We start from the raw sequence: 20,786 nt of genomic DNA, 5'->3' as shown, positions 1-20,786 counted from the left end.
TACGAGGAGTGCGGCGGCGGCCGGCCGATGCGTTTCATCGACTCGATCGTCCCCGCAGGTGTCCAGGAGACGATGTGCATCCAGGTGGCCGCGGCGGATTCGCTGTATGTCACCGATGACTTCCTGGTCACGCACAACACGCTCAACGACGCGTTCATCATTCTCGACGAGGCGCAGAACACCACGCCCGAGCAGATGAAGATGTTCCTCACCCGGCTCGGCTTCGGCTCCAAGATCGTGGTGACCGGCGATGTCACCCAGGTCGACCTGCCCGGCGGGACGACGAGCGGGCTGCGGGTCGTCCGGGACATCCTGGAAGGTGTCGAGGACGTGCACTTCGCGCAGTTGTCCAGCGCGGACGTGGTCCGTCACCGACTGGTCGGTGAGATCGTCGACGCGTACGCGCGGTGGGACGCCGAGAACCAGCAGGCACAGGGCGTGCACGCGGTGTCCGGGCGGAGCGCCCAGGGCAACCGCGGCGGCCGGCGCCGCTAGACCGAGGGAAGACAGTTGTCCATCGAGATCGCCAACGAGTCCGGTGCCGAGGTCGACACCGACGCCGTGCTCGCCGTCGCCCGGCACGCGCTCGACGAGATGGGGGTCAACCCGCTCGCCGAGCTGTCCGTGTTGCTGGTGGACGTGGACTACATGACCGAGCTGAACCATCGCTGGATGGGTGGCGACGGTCCGACCGACGTGCTGGCCTTCCCCATGGACGAGGGCAGCGTCGACCACGGGCCGGGTGAGAGCGCCGCCGCCGGTGGTGAGCCGGCGCTGCTCGGCGACATCGTGCTCTGCCCGGAGGTGGCCGCGAAGCAGGCCGCGACCGCCGGGCACCGCACCGCCGACGAGTTGCACCTGCTCACCGTGCACGGTGTGCTGCACCTGCTCGGCTACGACCACGCGGAACCGGAGGAGGAGCGGGAGATGTTCGGGCTCCAGGCCCGGTTGCTGGCGAGCTGGCGGTCGGCCCGCTCCCGGTGATGGACACAGCGCTGGCCGCGTCCGCCACCGGCCTACCCGACCTGCAACTGCTCGTGTTCGCTGCCGGGCTGGTGGTGCTCGCCGGCCTGATCGCGATGACCGAGGCCGCCCTGGCCGCGGTCTCGCCGGCCCGGGCGGCGGAACTGGCCCGCGAGGGGATCCGGGGTGCGCGCACCCTCCAGACGGTCGCCGGTGACGTGGTCCGGCACCTCAATCTGCTGCTGTTGCTCCGGCTGCTCGCCGAACTGACCGCCACCACGCTGGTGGCGCTGGTGGCGGTGGACACCTTCGGTGCGGGCTGGCGGGCGGCGCTGGTCACCGCCGGGGCGATGACCGTGGTCAGCTTCGTCGTGGTCGGCGTCGGTCCGCGCACCATCGGCCGGCAGCACGCGTACGCGGTGGGCCGCGCGGCGGCCCCGTTGGTGCGCTGGCTGGGCCGGGTGCTCAACCCGCTGGCGTCCCTGCTGATCCTGATCGGTAACGCGGTCACCCCGGGCCGTGGCTTCCGGGAGGGGCCGTTCGCCACCCAGGTCGAGCTGCGGGAGCTGGTCGACCTGGCCGAGCAGCGGGGCGTGGTGGAGCACGGCGAGCGGCAGATGATCCATTCGGTCTTCGCGCTCGGTGACACCATCGCCCGCGAGGTGATGGTGCCGCGTACCGAGATGGTGTGGATCGAGTCGGGCAAGAATCTGTCCCAGGCGCTGGCGCTGTTCCTGCGCTCCGGCTTCTCCCGGATCCCGGTGATCGGCGAGAGCGTCGACGACGTGCTCGGCATCCTCTACCTCAAGGACCTGATCCGGCGTACCCAGGGCGGGGCCGCCGAGGATCATCAGCTGCCGGTGGCCGAGCTGATGCGGCCGGCGACCTTCGTGCCGGAGTCCAAGCCCGTCGACGACCTGCTGTCGGAGATGCAGGCCGCCCGCAACCACCTGGTCATCGTGGTCGACGAGTACGGCGGCACCGGCGGCCTGGTCACCATCGAGGACATCCTCGAGGAGATCGTCGGCGAGATCACCGACGAGTACGACGTCGAGCGCCCGCCGGTCGAGCAGTTGCCCGACGGCGCGGTGCGGGTCACCGCCCGGCTGCCGGTCGAGGATCTCGGCGAGCTGTTCGACACCGAGCTGCCGCACGACGAGGTGGAGACCGTGGGTGGGCTGCTCGCCCAGGCCCTGGGGCGGGTGCCGATTCCGGGGGCGCAGGTCGAGGTGGCCGGTCTGCGGCTGGTCGCCGAAGGCACCACCGGTCGCCGTAACCGGATCGACACCGTGCTGGTGCGCCGGGTGGAGCCGACCGACACGCAGCACGACCCGGGTGGGACGCCGACCGTGGCCCGCTCCGACACCGACCGATCCGAGGAGAGGCAGCCCGCCGATGCCTGAGTCACCCGCCGTACCAGCCGCCCGGTCCAGTGGCACCGAACTGAGCGCCGAGGACGCCAAGCTGGTCGTCCTCGCCCGGGGGGCCCGAGGACGGGTGGGCGCGGTGGAGGGCGCCGCGGTCCGGGACCAGGACGGCCGGACGTACGCGGCGGCCAGCGTGTCGCTGCCCTCGCTGACCATCACCGCACTGCAACTGGCGGTCGCCTCGGCGGCCGCGGCAGGTGCCACCCGGCTGGAGGCCGCGGTGGTGGTGACCGAGGCGTCCACGCTGGACGGGGCCGGCTACGCGGCGGTGCGTGACCTGGCCGCCGACGCCCCGGTGCACCTGGCCGGGCCGGACGGCACGGTGCTCGGCACGGTGACCGAGTGAGCGGGCGCGGCGGAGTGCGGGCATGAGCGAGCGCTCCTATCGGGCGGGGTTCGCGTGTTTCGTCGGCCGGCCCAACGCCGGCAAGTCCACGTTGACCAACGCCATCGTCGGGCAGAAGATCGCGATCACGTCGAACAAGCCGCAGACCACCCGGCACGTGATCCGGGCGGTGCTGCACCGACCCGATTCGCAGCTCGTGCTGGTCGACACCCCGGGGCTGCACCGTCCCCGCACCCTGCTGGGCGAACGGCTCAACGATCTGGTGCGGCAGACCTGGAGCGAGGTCGACGTGATCGGCCTCTGCATTCCGGCCGACGAGCCGATCGGCCGGGGCGACCGGTTCATCACCGGCGAGTTGGCCGAGCTGAAGGCGACCGTGCTGGCGGTGGTCACCAAGACCGACCTGGTCGATCGCAAGCGGCTGGCCGAGCAGCTGCTGGCCGTCAGTGAGCTGGGGGATTTCGCGGAGGTCGTGCCGGTCAGCGCGGTCTCCGGGCACCAGGTCGACACCCTGGTGGAGGTGATGACCCGCTATCTGCCCGAGTCGCCGCAGCTGTACCCGGACGACATGCTCACCGACGACCCGGAGCAGGTGCTGGTGGCGGAGCTGATCCGGGAGGCCGCGCTGGAGGGCGTCCGGGACGAGTTGCCGCACTCGATCGCCGTGGTGGTGGAGGAGATGCTCCCGGAGGGTCGGCTGACGAAGATCTACGCCGACGTGTACGTGGAGCGGCCGAGTCAGAAGGCGATCGTCATCGGGCATCGGGGTGCGCGGCTCAAGGGGGTCGGCACCGCCGCGCGACGGCAGATCGAGGAGCTCCTGGGTACGAAGGTCTACCTCGATCTGCACGTACGCGTGGCCAAGGATTGGCAGCGGGACCCGAAGCAGTTGCGCAAGCTCGGGTTCTGAGCCGATCCGGCGGTACCGCGGAATCGGGCGAACGGCCTCGGATCGTGTGATCGGCATCGGTCAGGCATATGCGAATTTTCACGATCCCGGTGGGTCTCTGGCTGTTTTGTCGGCGGGCGGCGGAGGGTAGGTAGGCAACCGCCTCCGCGCCCCCGACACAGATGCAGGCTGATGCGAAACAGATACCTGGACCTGCTGCGCGCTCTGGCCATCCTGCGGGTGGTCGTCTACCACGTCACCGGCTGGGGATCGCTGACGCTGGTGTTCCCGGCGATGTCGGTGATGTTCGCGCTCGCCGGTTCGTTGATGGCCGCGTCCCTGACGGCGTCCGGACCGACGGCGGTCGGCCGGCGACTGCGGCGGCTGCTGCCGTCGCTGTGGGTGGTCGCGGTGATCTTCGTGCCGGCGATGCTGCTCACCGGGCTGCCGCTCACCCCGGGTGTGCTGCTGTGGTTGTTCCCGGTGGCCGATCCGCCGGCGAACTACTGGGGCGCGCTGGCGCTGAGCCCGATCTGGTACCTGCGTGACTACCTGTGGTTCGTGCTCGCCTCCCCGGTCGCGCTGTGGCTGTTCCGCCGGTTCCCGCTACCCACCCTGCTCGCCCCGTACTGCCTGTTGCTGGTCATCGAGCTGGGCATCTACCAGAACCCGCCGGTCGTGCTGCGCCATTTCGGGCTCTACTTCGGGGCGTGGCTGCTGGGTTTCGCCCACCAGAGCGGGATGCTGCGCCGCCTGAGCGCCTGGATTCTGGTGCCGACCGCGCTGGCGCTGGCGGCGGTGGGCGGCGCGTGGATCCTGACCCATCAGGGTCCGCGCGGCTACGACCTCAACGACATTCCGCTCGGCAACGCGCTCTGGTCGGCCGCGTTCATCCTGGTGGCCCTGGGCCGGGCACCGGCGACCGCCGCCTGGGTGGACCGGAACGCGCTGGTGGGCCGGGCGGTCACCGTGCTGAACCGGCGGGCCCTGACCGTCTACCTGTGGCACATGGCGTTCGTGGTCGCACTCACCCCGCTGGTCGACGTGGTCGGCTGGTCGCATCAGGATCTGCTGGGCCTGGCGGTCCGGGTGGTCCTGGTCTTCCTGCTGGTCGGCCTGGTGACGGCGGTGGTGGGATGGGTCGAGGATGTCGCGGCGCGACGCCCGCCGGAGCTGGTGCCCGGTGGCCGTCGCCCGGCGTCACGCCCCGTCCGCCGGCACGCGGAGTCCCTCGCCGACGAGGATCACGAGGCGGGTGCCGGGCCGCCGGTCCCGCGACAGCGCGGCCGGGACCGGGACGTCATCGCACGGTGACGGTGATGTTGCCGCTGCCGGTGCGCAGGTCGAGCACCGACGCGGCGGACGGGTCGTGCGTCACACCCAGGTCGGTGCGGCCGGAGCCGACCCTCGATCGGACCTGGTACCCGCCCTTCGGCACGGTCAGCTCGACGTTGCCGCTCGACGCGTGCGCCCGCACGGAGGCCGGCTTGTCCAGTTCGAGGGTGACGTTGCCGGACTTGGCCTCCGCGTCCACGCTGCCGCCGAGCCGGCTTGCCGTCACATTTCCGGAGGAGGCCCGCACCACGACGGGGGCGCTCACGTCGTACACCTCGACGTTGCCCGAGCCGGTCTCCACCCGTACCGCGTCGGTCGCCGCGGCCACCCGTACGTCGCCGGAGCCGACCTTGATATCCACCTGGCCGACCCGGCTCAGGTCGACGTTCCCGGAGCCGGTCTCACCTCGTACGCGCACCCCCTCGCCGACCGTCACCTCGTAGGAGACGCTGCACCGGGGGCCGCAGGAGGTGTCCAGCACCAGCTCGGCGCCCCTGATCTCGTACGTCGCGTCCGGCTGGGCGCCCTGGTAGCGCACCACGCGCTTGACGCGTACCCCGTCCGCCGCGCCGTCGGCGCGGACCACCACGTCGCCGGCACCGGGCAGCACCTGGAGCGCGGTGATCGGAGCGGACTCGGTGGTGTCGAAGTCCAGCCGCCGGTACGACAGGTTGTCGCACCCGACCAGGACGATGAGGGCGGTGGTCGCGGCGACCGCGATGGCGCTCCGGCGTCCGGCGCGCCCCCGCCGCGCGGTGGATCGGCGCACTGCGGTGGGCCGATCGGCGGCGGTGGGCCGGGGGACGGCGCTGGTCCGGTACGAAGCCATGCCGAGCACGCTACGACCGGTGCGACCGGCCGCGCATCCGGGTTCGTCGGCACGGCGACCCCGAGCGGACCCTGAATTCCGACCCGGGGTCGGACCTGATTTCGAGCCGGAGGGGAGAATGGCGCGATGGCCGGGTACCGCCGACAGCTCTACCGCGACGACGCGGTGGTGCTGCGTGTGCAGAAGCTCGGCGAGTCCGACCGGATCATCACTCTGCTCACCCGGCGGCACGGCCGGCTCCGCGCGGTCGCCCGGGGGGTGCGCCGGACCACGTCGAAGTTCGGCGCCCGGCTGGAGCCCTTCGGGCACGTCGACCTGCAACTGGCCGGAGACCCCAAGGGGGAGCACGGCAGTTCGCTGCACACCGTCAGCCAGGTCGAGGGGATCGACCTGTACGGCAAGCGGTTCCTGGGCGACTATCCCCGCTACACCGCGGCCAGCGCGATCGCCGAGACCGCCGAGCGCCTCACCCCGGTCGAGCGGGAACCGTCGTTGCGCCTGTTCCAGCTCACCCTGGGCGCGCTGCGCGCTCTCGCCGACGGCGAGCACGCCACCACGCTGGTGCTCGACGCGTACCTGCTGCGCGGGATGGCGCTGGCGGGCTGGGCACCGGCGTTGACCGCCTGTGCGGTCTGCGGCACCCCCGGCCGGCACCGGGCGTTCTCGGTGCCGGCCGGGGGAGCGGTCTGCCCGGACTGTCGACCACCGGGAGCCGCCCATCCGGCCCCGGCCACCATCGACCTGATGTCGGCGCTCACCGTCGGTGACTGGCGGGTCGCCGATGCGGCCGAGAACGGGGTACGCCGGGAGTGCAGCGGCCTGGTCGCCGCGCACCTGCAGTGGCACCTGGAACGCGCGCTACGCTCGCTGCCGCTGGTGGACCGGGGTGGGCTGCCGGCGGCACCCGGCGCGCGGCGATCGAGCGGCGACGCCGGCACGGTCGCCCCCGCCGGTGCAGTGCTGCCGCCCGACCGGGCGTCACAGGACGTGAGCAGGGAGAAGACCGAGTGATCCGATCGTCGAGGGCCGGGCGGCGCGAGCCGGTGCCGCCGACACCGCACCCGTCGGGAGCCCGACCGCCGGCGTTGCCGTCCGAGGCGGTGCCCCGTCACGTCGCCGTGGTGATGGACGGCAACGGTCGGTGGGCCAAGGAGCGCGGCCTGCCCCGCACCAAGGGCCACGAGGCGGGGGAGTTCTCCCTCTTCGACACCGTCGAGGGCGCCATCGAGCTGGGTATCCCGTACCTGTCGGCGTACGCCTTCTCGACGGAGAACTGGCGCCGCTCGCCGGACGAGGTGCGGTTCCTGATGGGCTTCAACCGGGACGTCATCCGCCGCCGCCGGGATCAACTGGTCGACCTCGGGGTGCGGGTGGTGTGGTCCGGTCGGGCCGGACGGCTGTGGAAGAGCGTCATCGGCGAGTTGCAGACCGCCGAGGAGATGTCCCGCGGCAACTCGACGCTGACCCTGCAGTTCTGCGTGAACTACGGCGGGCAGGCGGAGATCGCCGACGCGGCCGCCGCGATCGCCCGGGACGTGGCCGCCGGCCGGCTCGATCCGGCCAAGGTCACCGAGAAGACGGTCGGGCGGTACCTCTACCACCCCGAGGTGCCCGAGGTGGACCTGTTCCTGCGGCCCTCCGGCGAGCAGCGGACCTCGAACTTCCTGCTCTGGCAGAGCGCCTACGCCGAGCTGATCTTCATGGACACGCTCTGGCCCGACTTCGACCGCCGCCACCTGTGGTACGCCTGCGAGCTGTACGCCCAGCGTGACCGCCGGTTCGGTGGCGCGCTGCCCAATCCCGTGGCCCCGGCCACCTGAGGTCCGTGGCCCCGACCACCTCGTCGCCGGGTGGTTCCGGCCACCCGGGCGCATAGCGGGTGGCCACGCTGGGTATGACCGCTGGCAGCAGCCACTGACGGAGGTGAACCCATATGATCCGCAAGCGCATCGGGCAGTGGGCGGTGATGGCCATCGCGGTACCGGTCGCCGCCGCCGGAGCCCGGAAGCTGAGCCACACGCTGGAGTCTCGACGTGGCCCCAACCGGGCCACCCGCCTGCTCAACAAGGGCGCCGACCTGATCCGCCCCCGGCAGGCCAAGCGCCGCCGCTTCTTCTGACGCGACCGGCGCGACCGGTAGCCCCGCGATACGGCATCTCGCGGTATCCCGTCGAGGGATACCGCGAGATGCGGTGTAACGGGAGATGCCGGCGTCGAGGTCAGGCCTCGACCTCGGCGCGGTCGGGGGTGGCCCAGAGGGTGTGGAAGGAGCCGTCCCGGTCGACCCGGCGGTAGGTGTGCGCGCCGAAGTTGTCGCGCAGCCCCTGGATCAGTGCGGCCGGCAGCCGGTCCGCCCGCAGCGCGTCGAAGTAGGCGAGCGACGAGGCGAACGCGGGCGCCGGCACACCCGCCCGGGCCGCCTCGGCCACCACTCGTCGCCAACTCGGCACACCGTCGCGCACGGTGTCGGCGAACCACGGTGCCACCAGCAGAGTCGGCAGTTCCGGCTGCTCGTCGTACGCCTGCCTGATCCGGTCCAGGAACCGGGCCCGGATGATGCAGCCGCCGCGCCAGATCGTCGCCGTGCCGCCCAGGTCGATGCCCCAGTCGTACTCGGCGCTGCCGGCACGGATCTGGTCGAAGCCCTGGGCGTACGCGACGATCTTCGAGGCCAGCAGCGCCCGGCGTACGTCCTCGATGAACGCCTCGCGGTCGCTGACCTGCCACTTCTCGCCGCTGCCGGTGAAGGCCCGCTGCGCGGCCTCGCGCTGGCCGATGTGCCCGGACAGCGAGCGGGCGAAGGTGGCCTCGGCGATGCCGGTGATCGGAATGCCCAGATCGAGGGCGATCTGGACGGTCCAGCGGCCGGTGCCCTTCTGCTCGGCCCGATCCTGCACCACGTCCACGAACGCCTGCCCGGTGGCGGCGTCGGTGTGCGCCAGCACGTCGGCGGTGATCTCGATCAGGAACGACTCCAGCTCACCGGAGTTCCACTCCCGGAAGATCTGCGCGATCTCCGCCGGCTCCGCCCCCAACCCGGCCCGCAGCAGGTCGTACGCCTCGGCGATGAGCTGCATGTCGGCGTACTCGATGCCGTTGTGGACCATCTTGACGAAGTGCCCGGCGCCGTCCGGCCCGACGTGCTGGCAGCAGGGCACGCCGTCGACCTGCGCGGCGATCTTCTCGAAGATCGGTCCGAGTTTGCGGTACGACTCGGCCGAGCCGCCCGGCATGATGCTCGGCCCCCACAGCGCGCCCTCCTCGCCACCGGATACACCGGTGCCGACGAAGTGCAGGCTGTGCGCCCGCAGCGCCTCCTCGCGGCGGCGGGTGTCGGCGAAGTGCGCGTTGCCGCAGTCGATGATGATGTCGCCCGCCTCCAGCAGCGGCACCAACTCGTCGATCACCGCGTCGGTGGGCCCGCCCGCCTTGACCATGATGATCACCGCGCGGGGCCGCTCCAGCGCGGCGACGAAGTCCGCCAGGGACTCCGTCGGGACGAAGGTGCCCTCGTCGCCGTGCTCCGCCACCAGCGACCGGGTCCGTTCCGGCGAGCGGTTGTGCAACGCCACGGTGAACCCGTTACGGGCCAGGTTGCGGGCCAGGTTGCGGCCCATCACCGCCAGCCCGGTCACACCGATCTGCGCCGTAGCCCGATCCGCCATCCTCGTCGCCACCTTCCGCCGTCTGCCTGTAGTGCTGCGACGGTATCGCGGCACCCGGGCGCCGTGCGCCGTCCCCCCACCGCTGGTCATCAGGTGGTCGCGTAGCGCACCACGACCCCCGCGCGGAGCGGTGACGTTAATTCGGCTGCGCCGACCTCGCCTGGGCGATAACGTGCGGGCATGCGCTACTGACGCCCTCTTTCCCGAGCCGGGTTCGCCGCTGTCGTGCCGCGACCCGTGCGCTCCCGGGCGTCCGCGTGTGTCCATCCGCCATCGGCGATGGCGTCCTTCGTGGCCGGTCCCGGGCAGCAGTCCGAACCGTCCCCGACCGCCCAGGTGGCGGTCCTCACGACGCGGCCGACCGACCGGCCACCGGTCGCCGGCCGAGCGAGGAGGCACAGATGCCCGCCAAGCGCAGCTCCCGTAAATCCCGTCCCGACCGCCACTCGGCGGAACTCGCCGCCGTCACGCCGGCGAACCTGGACGACGTCGCGATCGCGCCGGTTCCCACCCTGCCGACCGGGCGGCCCGCCGCCCCCAAGGCGGGGCCACCGGCCACCGGTACCACCGGTGTCGGACGCGGCCAGCGGACCGGCCAGGTCCGCCGCTACGCCTTCCGGCGTAGCTGACGGGCCGGCGCGAGGGCCGGGTGCGCGTCGGTGAGCGCACCCGGCCCGTCGCCTGCCCGCGTCGCGGCGCTGAGGTCGGCCGGTGGCAGGTCGGGAACGGACAGTCGAGCGCCGGGGGCGCTTCGATCCGGTCGGGGATGCGGTGGCGCGTCAGCCGATCAGCGGGCGGAAGGTGCCGAGCGCCACGCTGACGGCCAGCGCGGCCCCGGCGGTCGCCGTCGCGCCGACCACGAGCAGCCAGTCGGCCGCCACGAAACGCTGGCGGCGGGCGACCGTGCGCGGTACGCCGCTGTCGAAGCCTCGGGCATCCATCGCCACGGCGAGCCGGGTGCCCCGCCGGATCGCCCCGACCAGCAGCGTGAACGCTGTCGAGACGAACAGCCGCAGCCGGGCCACCGGGTCGCGCCCCGCCTCGACTCCGCGCGCCCGGCGCGCAACGGTGATCATCTGCCACTCCTGGCCGAGCAGCGGCACCAACCGGAACGCCGCCAGTGCCCCGATGGCGAACCGGGCCGGCACCCTGGCGTTCTGCACAAGTGCGTCGGCCAGGTCGGTCGGGTCGGTGGTGGCGAAGACGATCACGCCGGGCAGCGCCACCGCGAACAGCCGCAGCACCAGACCGAGGGCGGTGATCAGTACGCCCGAGGTCACCACGATCGGCCCCGCGTCGAGCAGTACGCGGCCCGACCGGTCGGCGGCGAAGAGCACGAGCGTGACCAGGATGCCGTCCGCGGCGGCCAGCAGTGGCCAGGCACGTCGGGCCAGCAGCCCGGGGTGCACCCCGAACAGCGGCAGCACCGCCAGCTCCACCGCGATCGCGATGGCCGGGGTGACCGGGTCCAGCGTGGTCATCAGCGGAAACGCGAAGAGCATCGCCGCCGCCAGCTTGGCCACCGGATTGCGCCGGGCCAACGGCGCGCCCGGCCGGGCGATCGGCTCCAGGGTGATCATCGCGGCACCGGGTCGGCGTCGGGCGGCGTGAGGGTGAGCGTACGGTCGGCCAGCGCGGCCACGAACTCGGCGTCGTGGGTGACGGCGACCAGGCCGTGGCCGGCGTCGCGCAGGTCGGCGAGGAGGTCCACGAGTTCCCGCCAGGTGCGCCGGTCCTGGCCGAAGGTGGGTTCGTCGCAGATCAGCAGGCGGGGCGCGGTGGCCAGGGCGGTCGCCACACTCAGCCGCCGCGCCTCGCCACCGGAGAGGGTGTACGGGTTGGCGGCGGCGAGTCGGTCCAGCCGCAACCGATCCAGCAACTGCGCCACCCGGTCGTGGACCGTCGGCTCGGGCACCCCGGTCCGCCTCGGCCCCAGGGCCAGTTCGTCGAAGACCGTGCCGGTGACGAACTGGTGCTCGGGATTCTGGAACACCGACCCGATCCGGCGGGTCAGTGCCGGTGCCCGCCACCGGTGCGGCGCGGTCAGCGCGTACACACCGGCCAGTTCCGGGCTCGCCACCAGCCGCCCGGTGCCGGGCCGGAGGAGTCCACCGAGCAGCAGCGCCAGGGTGGACTTCCCGGCGCCGTTGCGACCGAGCACGGCGAGCGCCTCACCGGCGCGTACGGTCAGGTCGGTGGGGGACAGCCGGGGCGGCTGGCCGAGCCGTTCGGCGGTGAGCAGCACCTCACCCGCCGGACCCGCGGCCCGGCGCGGCGGGATCGTGCGGCCGGGCACCCAGACTCCCGCTGCGGCGAGGGCGTCGCCGTGCGCGGCGAAGACCGCCTCCGGCGGGCCGTCGGCGCGGATCCCGCCGCCGGGTTCGAGCACCACCACCCGGTCGACCAGGGGTAGCGCCTCGGCCACCCGGTGTTCGACCAGGATCAGGCTGGTGTCGGCGTCCACCGCCCGGCCGAGCGCGGCGCGGATCAGGGCGGCACCGGACGGGTCGAGGTTGGCGGTGGGTTCGTCCAGCAGCAGCAGACCGGGACGCAGCGCCAGCACGCCGGCCAGGGCGAGGCGCTGCTGTTCACCGCCGGAGAGCGCCGCGGTGGGTCGGTCCCGGTGGTACGGGAAGCCGACCCGGCGCAGCGCCTCGTCGACCCGGTCCCAGATCTGTCCGGTCGGCACGCCCCGGTTCTCCAGCCCGAACGCCACGTCGTCACCGCTGCGAGCCATGACGAGCTGGGACTGCGGATCCTGGAAGACGATGCCGACCCCGTCGCGGGCCTCGCCGACCGGCCGGCCGTCGATCTCGATGGTGCCCTCGTGCTCCCCGGAGTCCTCGGGCAGCAGCCCGGCCAGCGCCGCCAGCAGGGTGCTCTTACCGGCCCCCGACGCCCCGAGCAGCAGCACCTTCTCACCGCGCTCCACCCGCAGATCGACCCCACGCACCGCCCAGCCACGCCTCCCGGCATGCCGCCATCCGAACCCCCGCACCCACACCCCCGCGCCCATCCCTCCCACCCCTCCTTCCTCCCTGTCGATCATGAGGTTGACGGTTGCTGTGGAGACCGAAGTTGCCGCTGACCTCATGATCAACGTGGCCGGGTTCCGAGGTCAGACGAGGGGGCGTTCGCGGGCGGCGGGGAAGCGGTCGAGGACGCCGGTGCGGGTGAGGGCACGGGTGAGGGCGTGGGCGCCGGCACCGGCGATCACGGTGGCGCTGACGACGGTGAGCGCGGCGTAGGGCAGGCGGTAGGTGGCGATGTCGCGTTCGGCGTTCCAGTAGACGAAGTCGAAGATCGCCGCGCTCAGGCCGGTCAGCGCGCCGGCCAGCAGGGCGGCCGGCAGCCGGTACGAGCGGTACCGGAAGGCGGCGAAGGCCAGCTCGGCGCCGAGGCCCTGCATCAGTCCCTGCAACAGGACGATGGTGCCCCACTGGCTACCGAGCAGGGCCGAGATGACCGCCGCCAGCAACTCGCAGTACAGCGAGGCGCCGGGCTTGCGGATGACGAGGCCGCCGAGGACGGCCGGCACCAGCCAGACACCGTAGATGAGCGTCTGTGCCGGCGGGAAGAAGCTGAAGGCGCCCTCGGTGGCGCTCCACACCACGCCCCAGGCCCAGAAGATGACGCCGAAGGCGACCGCGATGACCGACGCCACCACGATGTCGATGGTGCGCCAGCGGTTGCTGTCAGTTGTCTGCACGATGATTGCTCCCAGTCCGGATGCGAACCAGGCAAGACGCACGCTCCGCCCGGCGGCGCCGGACGGTGGCGGGCTGGAGGTGGACCGAACTCCCTGCGCTGGCATTACCCAGATCAGGTACGGAGGGTCTGCGGGCGGACCCGCACTCTCAGCGCTGTGCGCTCCCCTGTCGGAGGTGTTGTCTGTCCCGCCGACGCTAACACCATGGAAGATCCACCGGCAATGTGATCCACCCAGGTCACGACGGGTGTTCGCGTCCGGCTGGTCCGGTCGGCCGGGGACGCGGCTGCGGCCGACCGAATCTGTGACATCCATCGACGTCATCCGCGCCGGACGGTAATCTCAGTCCGCCGATCCGCCACGGCCGAAGGGTGACGGGTGACCACAGACACTGACCGGGCCGTCCCGGGCGAACCGGGCGGTCGGGCCTCGGCCGGGGGCGTCGACACCGGAACCCGCACCCCGGAGCCCGCCGCTGGCGAGCCGCCCCGGCGCTGGCTCGGCGACCGGATCGGCTCGGTGGAGGTCCTGGCGGCGCTGCTGATCCTCCTGATCATCTTTCGGGAGCCGATCGCCGCCGCCCTGGACGATCCCCGCATCCAGACCTGGACCACTGTCTTCGTCTCGATCATGGTGCAGGCGGTGCCGTTCCTGGTCTTCGGCGTGCTGCTCTCCGCGGTGATCGCGGTCTTCGTACCCCGATCCTTCTGGGCGAGGGCGCTGCCCCGGCACCCGGCACTGGCGGTACCGGCGGCCAGCGCGGCCGGGGTGGTGCTGCCGGGCTGCGAGTGCGGCTCGGTGCCGATCGCCGGGTCACTGATCCGGCGCGGTGTCACGCCGGCCGCCGCGCTGGCGTTCCTGCTCGCCGCCCCGGCCGTCAATCCGATCGTGCTCACCGCCACCGCGGTGGCCTTCCCGAACAACCCCGAGATGGTGCTCGCCCGGGGCGTCGCCAGCCTGATCGTCGCCATGATCATGGGTTGGCTCTGGCTGCGGCTCGGGCGTACCGAATGGATCAGGATGCCGCGTCGTCCGGAACTGGACGACGCGTCCCGGGGCCGGGCCTTCTGGGCCGCGGTACGCCACGACGTGACGCACGCCGGTGGTTTCCTGGTGCTCGGCGCGATGGCCGCCGCCAGCATCAACGTGCTGGTGCCGGAGCGGTGGTTGCAGACCCTGGCCGACAACGCGTGGCTGTCGATCCTGGCGCTGGCGTTGCTCGCCGTGCTGCTCTCGCTCTGCTCGGAGGCCGACGCCTTCGTCGCGGCCTCGCTGTCCCAGTTCTCGCTCACGTCCCGACTGGTCTTTCTGGTGGTGGGGCCGATGGTCGATCTCAAGCTGATCTCGATGCAGGCCGGTGTGTTCGGTCGACGCTTCGCCTTCCGGTTCGCACCGACCACCTTCGTGGTGGCCCTGCTGGTCGCCGCCGGCGCCGGGGCGGTGCTGCTGTGAACCGGCAGGCGCAGGCGGTGATCCTGCTGCTGCTCGGCGGCGCGGTGATCCGGGCCAGCGTCACCGACCTCTACCTGCGCTACGTCAAGGAAGGGCTGCGCCCCTTCCTGATCGCCGCCGGCCTGCTGCTGGTCGCCGGGGCGATCATGACCCTCTGGTACGAGCTGCGCCCCGCGGCCCCCCGCGCGCTGGCCCCGGCCGGCGAACCCGGCGGCGCTCCCGCCGGTGGCGACGGTGCCGCTGTCGGCGGCAGTGTCCCAGCCGGCGGCAGCGTCGACGGCAGTGTCCCGGCCGGCGGCGGCGTCGACGTCCCGGACGTCGACGCTGGCGGTCCGGCGAGCGGGCCTGCCGACGGGCACGACGGGCACGGGCATGCCCATCACGAGCCACGGGTCGGATGGCTGCTGATCCTGCCCGTGCTCGGCCTGCTGCTGGTCGCCCCGCCGGCCCTCGGCTCGTACGCGGCGGGCCAGGCCGGCACCGCGCTGAGCAGCCAACAGCAGTCGGACTACCCGCCGTTGCCGGAGGGCGACCCGGTGCAGGTCAGCGTCCTGGACTACGCCTCGCGGGCGCTGTTCGACCGAGGCACGTCGATCGGCGACCGGCGGGTGCAGCTCACCGGCTTCATCGTCACCGGCGCGGACCGCCAGCCGATCCTGGCCCGGATGGTGCTGTCCTGCTGCGCCGCCGACGGCCGCCCGGTCAAGCTCGGGTTGACCGGCGACGTACCGGCCGGGCTGCCCGACGACAGCTGGGTGGAGGTGATCGGCCGTTACAGCGACCGGCTCGGCCGGGACCCGGTGAACGACGCCGAGATCCCCTACCTGGAGGTCGAGTCCTGGCGGCAGGTGCCCGTCCCCAAGCGCCCGTACGACTAACCACGCGCCACCCCCTGCGGGCCCCCTGCGGGCGCCGCTCGTCTGGCGCGGTCCCGGGTGCTCGGTAGGCTGCCGGGATGCGTATCGAGGCCCGGGGTCTGCGGTTCGACGTCGCCACCGGCGGTCCGGAGCAGGGCGAACCGGTGCTGCTGCTGCACGGTTTTCCGCAGCACTCGGGCGAGTGGGACGGGGTGCTGCCGGCCCTGCACGCCGCCGGTCTGCGCAGCTACGCGCTCGACCAGCGGGGCTACTCGCCGCAGGCCCGGCCCGCCGAGGTCGAGGCGTACCGGCTGGGGGAGCTTGTCGCCGACGCGGTGGCGGTGCTGGACGCCCTCGGGGTGCCCGCCGCGCACGTGGTCGGGCACGACTGGGGCGCGGTCGTCGCGTGGGCACTGGCGGCCACCCATCCGGACCGGGTGCGCACGCTGACCGCGGTCTCCGTGCCACATCCGGCCGCCATGGCGTACGCGCTGGTGAACGATCCGCAACAGAAGGCACGCTCGGCGTACATGCTGCTGTTCCGGCAGCCGGGGGTGGCCGAGAAGACGTTGTTGTCGCTCGGCGCGGTCGGGTTGCGCCGGCTGCTGCGCGGCGTCGGCGACGCGGTACGGGTGGCGGCGTACGCCGATCCGATGCGCGAACCGGGCGCGTTGACCGCCGCCTTGAACTGGTACCGGGCGATGTCGAAGGCGGATCTGGCGGCGACCGGCCCGGTGTCGGTGCCCACCACGTTCGTCTGGAGCGACGGGGACGTGGCCATCGGGCGGGTGGCCGCGCAGGCGTGCGCCGCTCACGTGACCGGGGACTTCCGATTCGTCGAACTGGCCGGGGCCACCCACTGGATCCCCGACGAGGCACCGACGCCGTTGGCCGAGGCGATCCTGGCCCGGGTGCGCCCGGCGGTTTGAGTGGGCGGAGAGCGGGCACGGGGATCCTGAGCGGGTTTCGGTTCGCACCGCGTGGGGCATCAGCGTGACCGCCGGCGGCTGGCCGGCGGAGTCTCCCGGAGGTCCGCGGTGTCAAAGGAAACCGAGAAGCAGCGGTGGCAGCGCAACTTTGCCGACCTGTTGCAGGAATTGCGGGTCGCGCAGACCGGCGTGCAGATCCTGTTCGCCTTCCTGCTGACCCTGCCGTTCAGCGCCGGCTTCGACGACACCACCCAGTTTCAGCGGGACGTCTACATCGTCGCGCTGCTGGCCGCCGCCGGCGCCACCGCGATGATCATTTCCCCGGTGGCCTTCCACCGGGCGCTGTTCCGGCAGGGACGCAAGCCGGAACTGGTGCGCTTCGCCCACCGGATGGCCAGCGGCGGTCTCGCCTTCATGCTGATCGCGATGGTGAGTTCGGTGCTGTTGATCACCGACTTCGTGCTCGCTCGACCGATCGCCTTCGTGCTCAGTGCCGTCGCCGGCCTGTGGTTCCTGACCCTGTGGATGATCCTGCCGTTCGCCCGGCGTAACTGGGGTGAGGACGACATCGACGACGACGAGGACCCGAGCGGCCTGAACCAGGGCTGAGCCCGGCCACTGCCGCGGATATCCGTGGCTACCATTGGGTAACGAACACGGGTAGCCTGCTGAGCAGGCGGAACAGTCCGACTGTCCGGATCGAGCCCGGGGGTTTGCCGTGGCCATCGCCGAGAACCACCGTCCGTCAGCCACCGACAGCCGTAACGCCGACCCGTCGCCGGATACCGCGCGCCGGGCGTCCACTCCGGACGCGGCCGGTCAGGTGTCCGAGAAGGAGGCGCGTCAGGTCGCCGAGGCGGCCCGGCAGACCACCTGGGACCGGCCCAGCTTCGGCAAGGAACTCTTCCTGGGGCGGCTGCGGCTCGACCTGATCGACCCGTGGCCGCGGCCGGATCCGGAGGAACAGGCCCGCGCCGAGGAGTTCCTCGGCCGGCTCCGCGACTACGTCGCCGCCGAGGTGGACGGCGCGGCGATCGAACGCGACGCGCGGATCCCCGACGAGGTGTTCCAGGGGCTGGCCCGGCTGGGTGCCTTCGGGATGAAGATCGGTCGGGAGTACGGCGGGCTGGGCCTGAGCAACCTGCACTACTGCCGGGCGTTGATGCTGGCCGGCTCGGTCAGCCCGGCGATCGGCGCGCTGCTGTCGGCGCACCAGTCGATCGGTGTGCCACAGCCGTTGAAGATGTTCGGCAGCGAGGAGCAGAAGCGCCGTTTCCTGCCCCGACTGGCCGCCGGGGAGGTCTCCGCGTTCCTGCTCACCGAGCCGGATGTGGGCTCCGACCCGGCCCGCCTGGCGACCACCGCCGAACCGACGCCCGACGGCACCGGCTACCGGATCAACGGCGTGAAGTTGTGGGCCACGAACGGCACCGTGGCCACCCAGCTCGTGGTGATGGCCCGGGTGCCGAAGGGCGAGGGGCGTCGTGGCGGCATCACCGCCTTCGTGGTCGACGGTGACGCCGAGGGCATCACCGTCGAGCGGCGCAACGCCTTCCTCGGCCTGCGTGGACTGGAGAACAGCCTCACCCGCTTCCACGACGTCTTCGTACCGAAGGAGAACGTCATCGGTGGCGAGGGCAAGGGGCTGCGGATCGCCCTGAGCACGCTGACCACGGGCCGGTTGTCGCTGCCGGCGATGTGCGTCGGCGCCGGCAAGTGGGCGTTGAACGTGGCCCGGGAGTGGTCGGCGGAGCGGGTCCAGTGGGGCCGGCCGGTGGGTGAGCACGAGGCGGTCGCCCAGAAGCTCTCCTTCATCGCCGCGACCACGTACGGCATGGAGACCATGCTCGACCTCTGCTGCCTGCTCGCCGACGACGACCGCAACGACATCCGGATCGAGGCGGCGCTGGTCAAGCTGTACGCCAGCGAGATGGCCTGGCGGATCGCCGACGAACTGGTCCAGATCCGCGGCGGCCGAGGGTACGAGACGGCCGACTCGCTCACCGCCCGGGGCGAACGTCCGGCCGCGGTCGAGCAGATGCTCCGCGACCTGCGGATCAACCGGATCTTCGAGGGCTCGACGGAGATCATGCACCTGCTCATCGCGCGCGAGGCGGTGGACGCGCACCTCTCGGTGGCGGGCGACATCATCGATCCCGACGCCGGGCTCGCCCGCAAGGCGAAGGCCGGTGCCCGGGCGGGTGCGTTCTACGCGCGGTGGCTGCCGACCCTCGCGGTCGGCAAGGGGCAGCAGCCCACCGGGTACGGCGAGTTCGGCCCGCTCGCCGGTCACCTGCGGCACGTGGAGCGCGCCAGTCGGAAGCTGGCCCGGTCCACCTTCTACGCGATGTCCCGCTGGCAGGGGAAGATGGAGCGCAAGCAGGCGTTCCTCGGCCGGGTGGTGGACATCGGCGCGGAACTGTTCGCGATGAGCGCGGTCTGCGTGCGCGCCCGCGCCGAGCGCGACACCCGGCCGGAGAACGTGGAACTGGCCGACCTGTTCTGCCGGCAGGCCAAGGTCCGGGTCGACGCCCTGTTCACCGCCCTGTGGGAGAACACCGACTCGATCGACGTGACCGCCGCCAAGCGCATCCTGGCCGGCCGCTACGCGGCCCTGGAGGACGGCGTCGTCACCCCGCCCACCGACCTGCCCTGGGTGGCCCCCTGGACCCCCGGCCCCTCCACCGTCACCGACGACGCCCGCCGCCGCCTCCCCCCACCCCCCACCCCCTGACAACCCCCCGCCCCGCCCTCAGCCGCCGCCTCGTCGTCGGGGTCGATCATGAAGTTGTTGTCGCGAAACGCCGATATCGATGACAACAACTTCATGATCGACGGGTGGGATGGGGGGATGGGTGAAAGGGGTGGGAGGGGTGGGGAGGGTTCAGGGGGCTTGGGGGTCGCGGAGGCCGAGGCGGCGGAGTTCGAGGGCGGCCAGTGCGTTGACGGTGGTGTCGTCGCCGCGTCGCCACGCCTCGGCGACGTCGGGGGCGATCCGGGTTAGCTTGCGCAGCGGCTGGCCGGCCAGCGCGCGCAGGGCCAGCAGATCCCGGCCGGCGGGCGCGGCGGCCAGCGTCGCCGCCGAGCTCGCCCGGCGCATCCAACGCACCCGCAGCGGCAGCCAGCCGAACACCACGAGTCCGAGCGGCACGATCAGCAGGCCGACGGCCAGCGCCAGCGCCAACTGGTCGACCAGTTCCTGCTGGTCGCGGCCGGCCTCGGCCAGCGAGCGGGCGGCACCGGCCGCCCGCTCGAAGGGCGCGGTCAGCTCGTCGCCGACCAGCGGCACCCGGCCGACCTTGCCTCCGGCCTCGGCGAGATTGTCGGCGAGTCCGCCGCCCGCCCCCTCCAGCTTCTGTCCGGGTACGGCAAGTCTCTGCACCAGGTCGTGCAGCCACAGTGCGCCCCGGATCGTCGCGTACACCCAGACGACGACGAGCAGGTCGGTGAGCAGCTGTCGTAGCGCGGTCGGGAAACGATCAGCGTAGATCTTCACGCCGGACAGCCTGCCACGTGCCCCGCTCCCCGGCACCCCGACAACCGCCCGTCAGAGCAGCATCTGTCCCGACCGGAAGTGCAAGACGGCGGGCGGCGGGCGGGGTGGGGTTGGTCAGCGGGCGCAGGTGGGGCAGGTGCCGAAGATCTCCAGGGTGTGGCTGACGTCGGTGAAACCGTGCTGTGCGGCGACGCGATCGGCCCAGGCCTCCACGGTCGGGCCGGCGACCTCGACGGTACGCCCACAGGCTCGACAGACCAGGTGATGGTGGTGTCCCTCGCTGCACCGGCGGTACAGGTGCTCACCGCCCGGCGGGCGCATCACGTCGATCTCGCCCGCGTCGGCCAGCCCCTGTAGCGTCCGGTAGACCGTGGTCAACCCGACCCGCTCGCCGCGATCGCGCAGCATCGCGTGCAGCTCCTGGGCGCTGTGGAAGCCCTCCGTCTCGGCCAGCAGGGCACTCACCGCCGAACGCTGACGAGTGTTGCGAACCGCCGTACCACTGTCGCTCATGACGCCACTCCGCTTCGCTGCGTGCCGTCATGAGGCACCTCCGCACTGAGCCTGATGATTCGCTCGCTCATGATCCCTCCCCGGCGTGGCTGACCGCGTCCGCCACGATGTGCGCGACGTGCTCGTCGACCAGGGTGTAGGCGATCTCCCGCCCGCGCCGGGAACCCCGGACCACGCCCGCCCCACGAAGCACCCGCAGGTGCTGGGAAACCAGCGGCTGAGCCACCCCGAGCTTGTCCACCAGCTCGTGCACGCAGCGCTCACCGCCGGCCAGCTCGCTGACGATCGCCAGCCGGATCGGTGCCGAGAGGGCGCGCAGCAACTCGCTGGCACCCTCGTACGCGTCATAGCCGGATCCGCTGGTCACCCTGCAACG

At 72.3% G+C, this 20,786-nt stretch carries 22 protein-coding genes, 1 pseudogene and 1 riboswitch; of the genes and pseudogenes, 15 read left to right on the top strand and 8 right to left on the bottom strand.

Translation table 11 applies throughout. The features are described from left to right. Nucleotides 1–135 precede the first annotated feature (135 nt). From O7605_RS02930 to O7605_RS02905, 6 genes and pseudogenes are all read left to right on the top strand, one after another. Nucleotides 136–495, top strand: a pseudogene (locus O7605_RS02930) (PhoH family protein); the annotation flags it as partial. Between the two features lie 15 nt (nucleotides 496–510). Beyond that, a complete protein-coding gene (gene ybeY, locus O7605_RS02925; protein WP_203996152.1) occupies nucleotides 511–984 on the top strand; it encodes an rRNA maturation RNase YbeY in 474 nt (157 codons plus the stop codon). After that, the gene (locus O7605_RS02920; protein ID WP_443083861.1) at nucleotides 984–2,366 is read left to right on the top strand and encodes a hemolysin family protein; all 1,383 of its coding nucleotides are present in this window, start codon (nucleotides 984–986) and stop codon (nucleotides 2,364–2,366) included. The genes ybeY and O7605_RS02920 overlap by 1 nt, the downstream gene beginning before the upstream one ends. Then, complete coding sequence (locus tag O7605_RS02915; protein WP_269737786.1) at nucleotides 2,359–2,736, top strand: cytidine deaminase; 378 nt, start codon at nucleotides 2,359–2,361, stop codon at nucleotides 2,734–2,736. Before O7605_RS02920 ends, O7605_RS02915 begins: the two co-directional genes overlap by 8 nt. A gap of 22 nt (nucleotides 2,737–2,758) precedes the next feature. After that, nucleotides 2,759–3,646, top strand: a complete 888-nt coding sequence (era, locus tag O7605_RS02910; protein WP_269737785.1) for a GTPase Era — start codon at nucleotides 2,759–2,761, stop codon at nucleotides 3,644–3,646. 171 nt (nucleotides 3,647–3,817) lie between these two features. After that, the gene (locus tag O7605_RS02905) at nucleotides 3,818–4,939 is read left to right on the top strand and encodes an acyltransferase family protein (RefSeq protein WP_269737784.1); all 1,122 of its coding nucleotides are present in this window, start codon (nucleotides 3,818–3,820) and stop codon (nucleotides 4,937–4,939) included. Here O7605_RS02905 and O7605_RS02900 read toward each other — a convergent pair. After that, on the bottom strand, nucleotides 4,926–5,789 hold the full coding sequence (locus tag O7605_RS02900; protein WP_269737783.1) for a DUF4097 family beta strand repeat-containing protein: 864 nt from the start codon (nucleotides 5,787–5,789) through the stop codon (nucleotides 4,926–4,928). The genes O7605_RS02905 and O7605_RS02900 overlap by 14 nt on opposite strands. A gap of 126 nt (nucleotides 5,790–5,915) precedes the next feature. Here O7605_RS02900 and recO point away from each other — a divergent pair, with 126 nt between their 5' ends. The 3 genes from recO to O7605_RS02885 all read left to right on the top strand — a co-directional run bounded on the left by recO (nucleotide 5,916) and on the right by O7605_RS02885 (nucleotide 7,908). Next, nucleotides 5,916–6,800: a DNA repair protein RecO gene (gene recO, locus O7605_RS02895; protein WP_269737782.1), complete on the top strand. Its 885-nt coding sequence runs from the start codon at nucleotides 5,916–5,918 to the stop codon at nucleotides 6,798–6,800. 32 nt (nucleotides 6,801–6,832) lie between these two features. Further along, nucleotides 6,833–7,609 carry an isoprenyl transferase gene (locus O7605_RS02890; protein ID WP_269738688.1) on the top strand — a complete coding sequence of 259 codons (777 nt, stop codon included), beginning with the start codon at nucleotides 6,833–6,835 and terminating at the stop codon, nucleotides 7,607–7,609. 113 nt (nucleotides 7,610–7,722) lie between these two features. After that, a complete protein-coding gene (locus tag O7605_RS02885) occupies nucleotides 7,723–7,908 on the top strand; it encodes a hypothetical protein (RefSeq protein WP_269737781.1) in 186 nt (61 codons plus the stop codon). Between the two features lie 100 nt (nucleotides 7,909–8,008). Here O7605_RS02885 and gndA read toward each other — a convergent pair whose 3' ends face one another. Continuing rightward, on the bottom strand, nucleotides 8,009–9,454 hold the full coding sequence (gndA, locus tag O7605_RS02880; protein WP_269737780.1) for an NADP-dependent phosphogluconate dehydrogenase: 1,446 nt from the start codon (nucleotides 9,452–9,454) through the stop codon (nucleotides 8,009–8,011). 401 nt (nucleotides 9,455–9,855) lie between these two features. Between gndA and O7605_RS02875 the strand changes: the two genes are divergently transcribed. Beyond that, nucleotides 9,856–10,083, top strand: coding sequence for a hypothetical protein (locus O7605_RS02875; protein WP_269737779.1), 228 nt, complete (start codon nucleotides 9,856–9,858; stop codon nucleotides 10,081–10,083). Nucleotides 10,084–10,233: 150 nt separating this feature from the next. On the opposite strand, the gene O7605_RS02870 is transcribed toward O7605_RS02875, so the two are convergent. The 3 genes from O7605_RS02870 to O7605_RS02860 form a co-directional block, all read right to left on the bottom strand. Beyond that, entirely contained in the window at nucleotides 10,234–11,034 is an 801-nt protein-coding gene (locus tag O7605_RS02870) for an energy-coupling factor transporter transmembrane component T family protein (protein ID WP_269737778.1), read from the bottom strand. Further along, complete coding sequence (locus tag O7605_RS02865; RefSeq protein WP_269737777.1) at nucleotides 11,031–12,470, bottom strand: ABC transporter ATP-binding protein; 1,440 nt, start codon at nucleotides 12,468–12,470, stop codon at nucleotides 11,031–11,033. The genes O7605_RS02870 and O7605_RS02865 overlap by 4 nt, the downstream gene beginning before the upstream one ends. A 102-nt stretch (nucleotides 12,471–12,572) precedes the next feature. After that, the gene (locus O7605_RS02860; RefSeq protein WP_269737776.1) at nucleotides 12,573–13,163 is read right to left on the bottom strand and encodes an ECF transporter S component; all 591 of its coding nucleotides are present in this window, start codon (nucleotides 13,161–13,163) and stop codon (nucleotides 12,573–12,575) included. A gap of 72 nt (nucleotides 13,164–13,235) precedes the next feature. Beyond that, nucleotides 13,236–13,341, bottom strand: a riboswitch (TPP riboswitch). A gap of 332 nt (nucleotides 13,342–13,673) precedes the next feature. On the opposite strand from O7605_RS02860, the gene O7605_RS02855 reads away from it, so the two are divergent. From O7605_RS02855 to O7605_RS02835, 5 genes are all read left to right on the top strand, one after another. Continuing rightward, nucleotides 13,674–14,615, top strand: coding sequence for a permease (locus O7605_RS02855; RefSeq protein ID WP_269738687.1), 942 nt, complete (start codon nucleotides 13,674–13,676; stop codon nucleotides 14,613–14,615). Beyond that, on the top strand, nucleotides 14,612–15,493 hold the full coding sequence (locus tag O7605_RS02850; protein ID WP_269737775.1) for a TIGR03943 family putative permease subunit: 882 nt from the start codon (nucleotides 14,612–14,614) through the stop codon (nucleotides 15,491–15,493). The genes O7605_RS02855 and O7605_RS02850 overlap by 4 nt, the downstream gene beginning before the upstream one ends. 77 nt (nucleotides 15,494–15,570) lie before the next feature. After that, nucleotides 15,571–16,401, top strand: coding sequence for an alpha/beta fold hydrolase (locus tag O7605_RS02845; RefSeq protein ID WP_269737774.1), 831 nt, complete (start codon nucleotides 15,571–15,573; stop codon nucleotides 16,399–16,401). A 108-nt stretch (nucleotides 16,402–16,509) separates the two neighbouring features. After that, nucleotides 16,510–17,010 (top strand): DUF6328 family protein, encoded by a 501-nt coding sequence (locus tag O7605_RS02840; RefSeq protein WP_269737773.1) that lies wholly within the window; start codon nucleotides 16,510–16,512, stop codon nucleotides 17,008–17,010. 214 nt (nucleotides 17,011–17,224) lie between these two features. Beyond that, entirely contained in the window at nucleotides 17,225–19,135 is a 1,911-nt protein-coding gene (locus O7605_RS02835; protein ID WP_269738686.1) for an acyl-CoA dehydrogenase family protein, read from the top strand. A gap of 150 nt (nucleotides 19,136–19,285) precedes the next feature. Here the strand turns inward: O7605_RS02835 and O7605_RS02830 are convergent, their stop codons facing one another. From O7605_RS02830 to O7605_RS02820, 3 genes are all read right to left on the bottom strand, one after another. After that, entirely contained in the window at nucleotides 19,286–19,897 is a 612-nt protein-coding gene (locus tag O7605_RS02830) for a hypothetical protein (protein WP_269737772.1), read from the bottom strand. A 114-nt stretch (nucleotides 19,898–20,011) separates the two neighbouring features. After that, on the bottom strand, nucleotides 20,012–20,410 hold the full coding sequence (locus O7605_RS02825; protein ID WP_269737771.1) for a Fur family transcriptional regulator: 399 nt from the start codon (nucleotides 20,408–20,410) through the stop codon (nucleotides 20,012–20,014). A 67-nt stretch (nucleotides 20,411–20,477) separates the two neighbouring features. Then, nucleotides 20,478–20,777, bottom strand: coding sequence for an ArsR/SmtB family transcription factor (locus tag O7605_RS02820; protein WP_093407467.1), 300 nt, complete (start codon nucleotides 20,775–20,777; stop codon nucleotides 20,478–20,480). Nucleotides 20,778–20,786 lie beyond the last annotated feature (9 nt).

Source organism: Verrucosispora sp. WMMA2121, from assembly GCF_027460185.1.
GTDB lineage: Bacteria > Actinomycetota > Actinomycetes > Mycobacteriales > Micromonosporaceae > Micromonospora > Micromonospora palythoicola.
Note: the sequence above shows the minus strand (reverse complement) of the source record. Positions and strands in the feature narration are given on the sequence as shown.

What these genes read in the sequence shown, in the direction of transcription:
- O7605_RS02870 (WP_269737778.1), bottom strand. Translation starts at nt 11,034, where the DNA reads ATGATCACCCTGGAGCCGATCGCCCGGCCGGGCGCGCCGTTGGCCCGG.
- O7605_RS02875 (WP_269737779.1), top strand. Translation starts at nt 9,856, where the DNA reads ATGCCCGCCAAGCGCAGCTCCCGTAAATCCCGTCCCGACCGCCACTCG.
- O7605_RS02905 (WP_269737784.1), top strand. Translation starts at nt 3,818, where the DNA reads ATGCGAAACAGATACCTGGACCTGCTGCGCGCTCTGGCCATCCTGCGG.
- O7605_RS02865 (WP_269737777.1), bottom strand. Translation starts at nt 12,470, where the DNA reads ATGGGCGCGGGGGTGTGGGTGCGGGGGTTCGGATGGCGGCATGCCGGG.
- O7605_RS02900 (WP_269737783.1), bottom strand. Translation starts at nt 5,789, where the DNA reads ATGGCTTCGTACCGGACCAGCGCCGTCCCCCGGCCCACCGCCGCCGAT.
- O7605_RS02885 (WP_269737781.1), top strand. Translation starts at nt 7,723, where the DNA reads ATGATCCGCAAGCGCATCGGGCAGTGGGCGGTGATGGCCATCGCGGTA.
- gndA (WP_269737780.1), bottom strand. Translation starts at nt 9,454, where the DNA reads ATGGCGGATCGGGCTACGGCGCAGATCGGTGTGACCGGGCTGGCGGTG.
- O7605_RS02825 (WP_269737771.1), bottom strand. Translation starts at nt 20,410, where the DNA reads ATGAGCGACAGTGGTACGGCGGTTCGCAACACTCGTCAGCGTTCGGCG.
- era (WP_269737785.1), top strand. Translation starts at nt 2,759, where the DNA reads ATGAGCGAGCGCTCCTATCGGGCGGGGTTCGCGTGTTTCGTCGGCCGG.
- recO (WP_269737782.1), top strand. Translation starts at nt 5,916, where the DNA reads ATGGCCGGGTACCGCCGACAGCTCTACCGCGACGACGCGGTGGTGCTG.
- O7605_RS02845 (WP_269737774.1), top strand. Translation starts at nt 15,571, where the DNA reads ATGCGTATCGAGGCCCGGGGTCTGCGGTTCGACGTCGCCACCGGCGGT.
- O7605_RS02920 (WP_443083861.1), top strand. Translation starts at nt 984, where the DNA reads ATGGACACAGCGCTGGCCGCGTCCGCCACCGGCCTACCCGACCTGCAA.
- O7605_RS02915 (WP_269737786.1), top strand. Translation starts at nt 2,359, where the DNA reads ATGCCTGAGTCACCCGCCGTACCAGCCGCCCGGTCCAGTGGCACCGAA.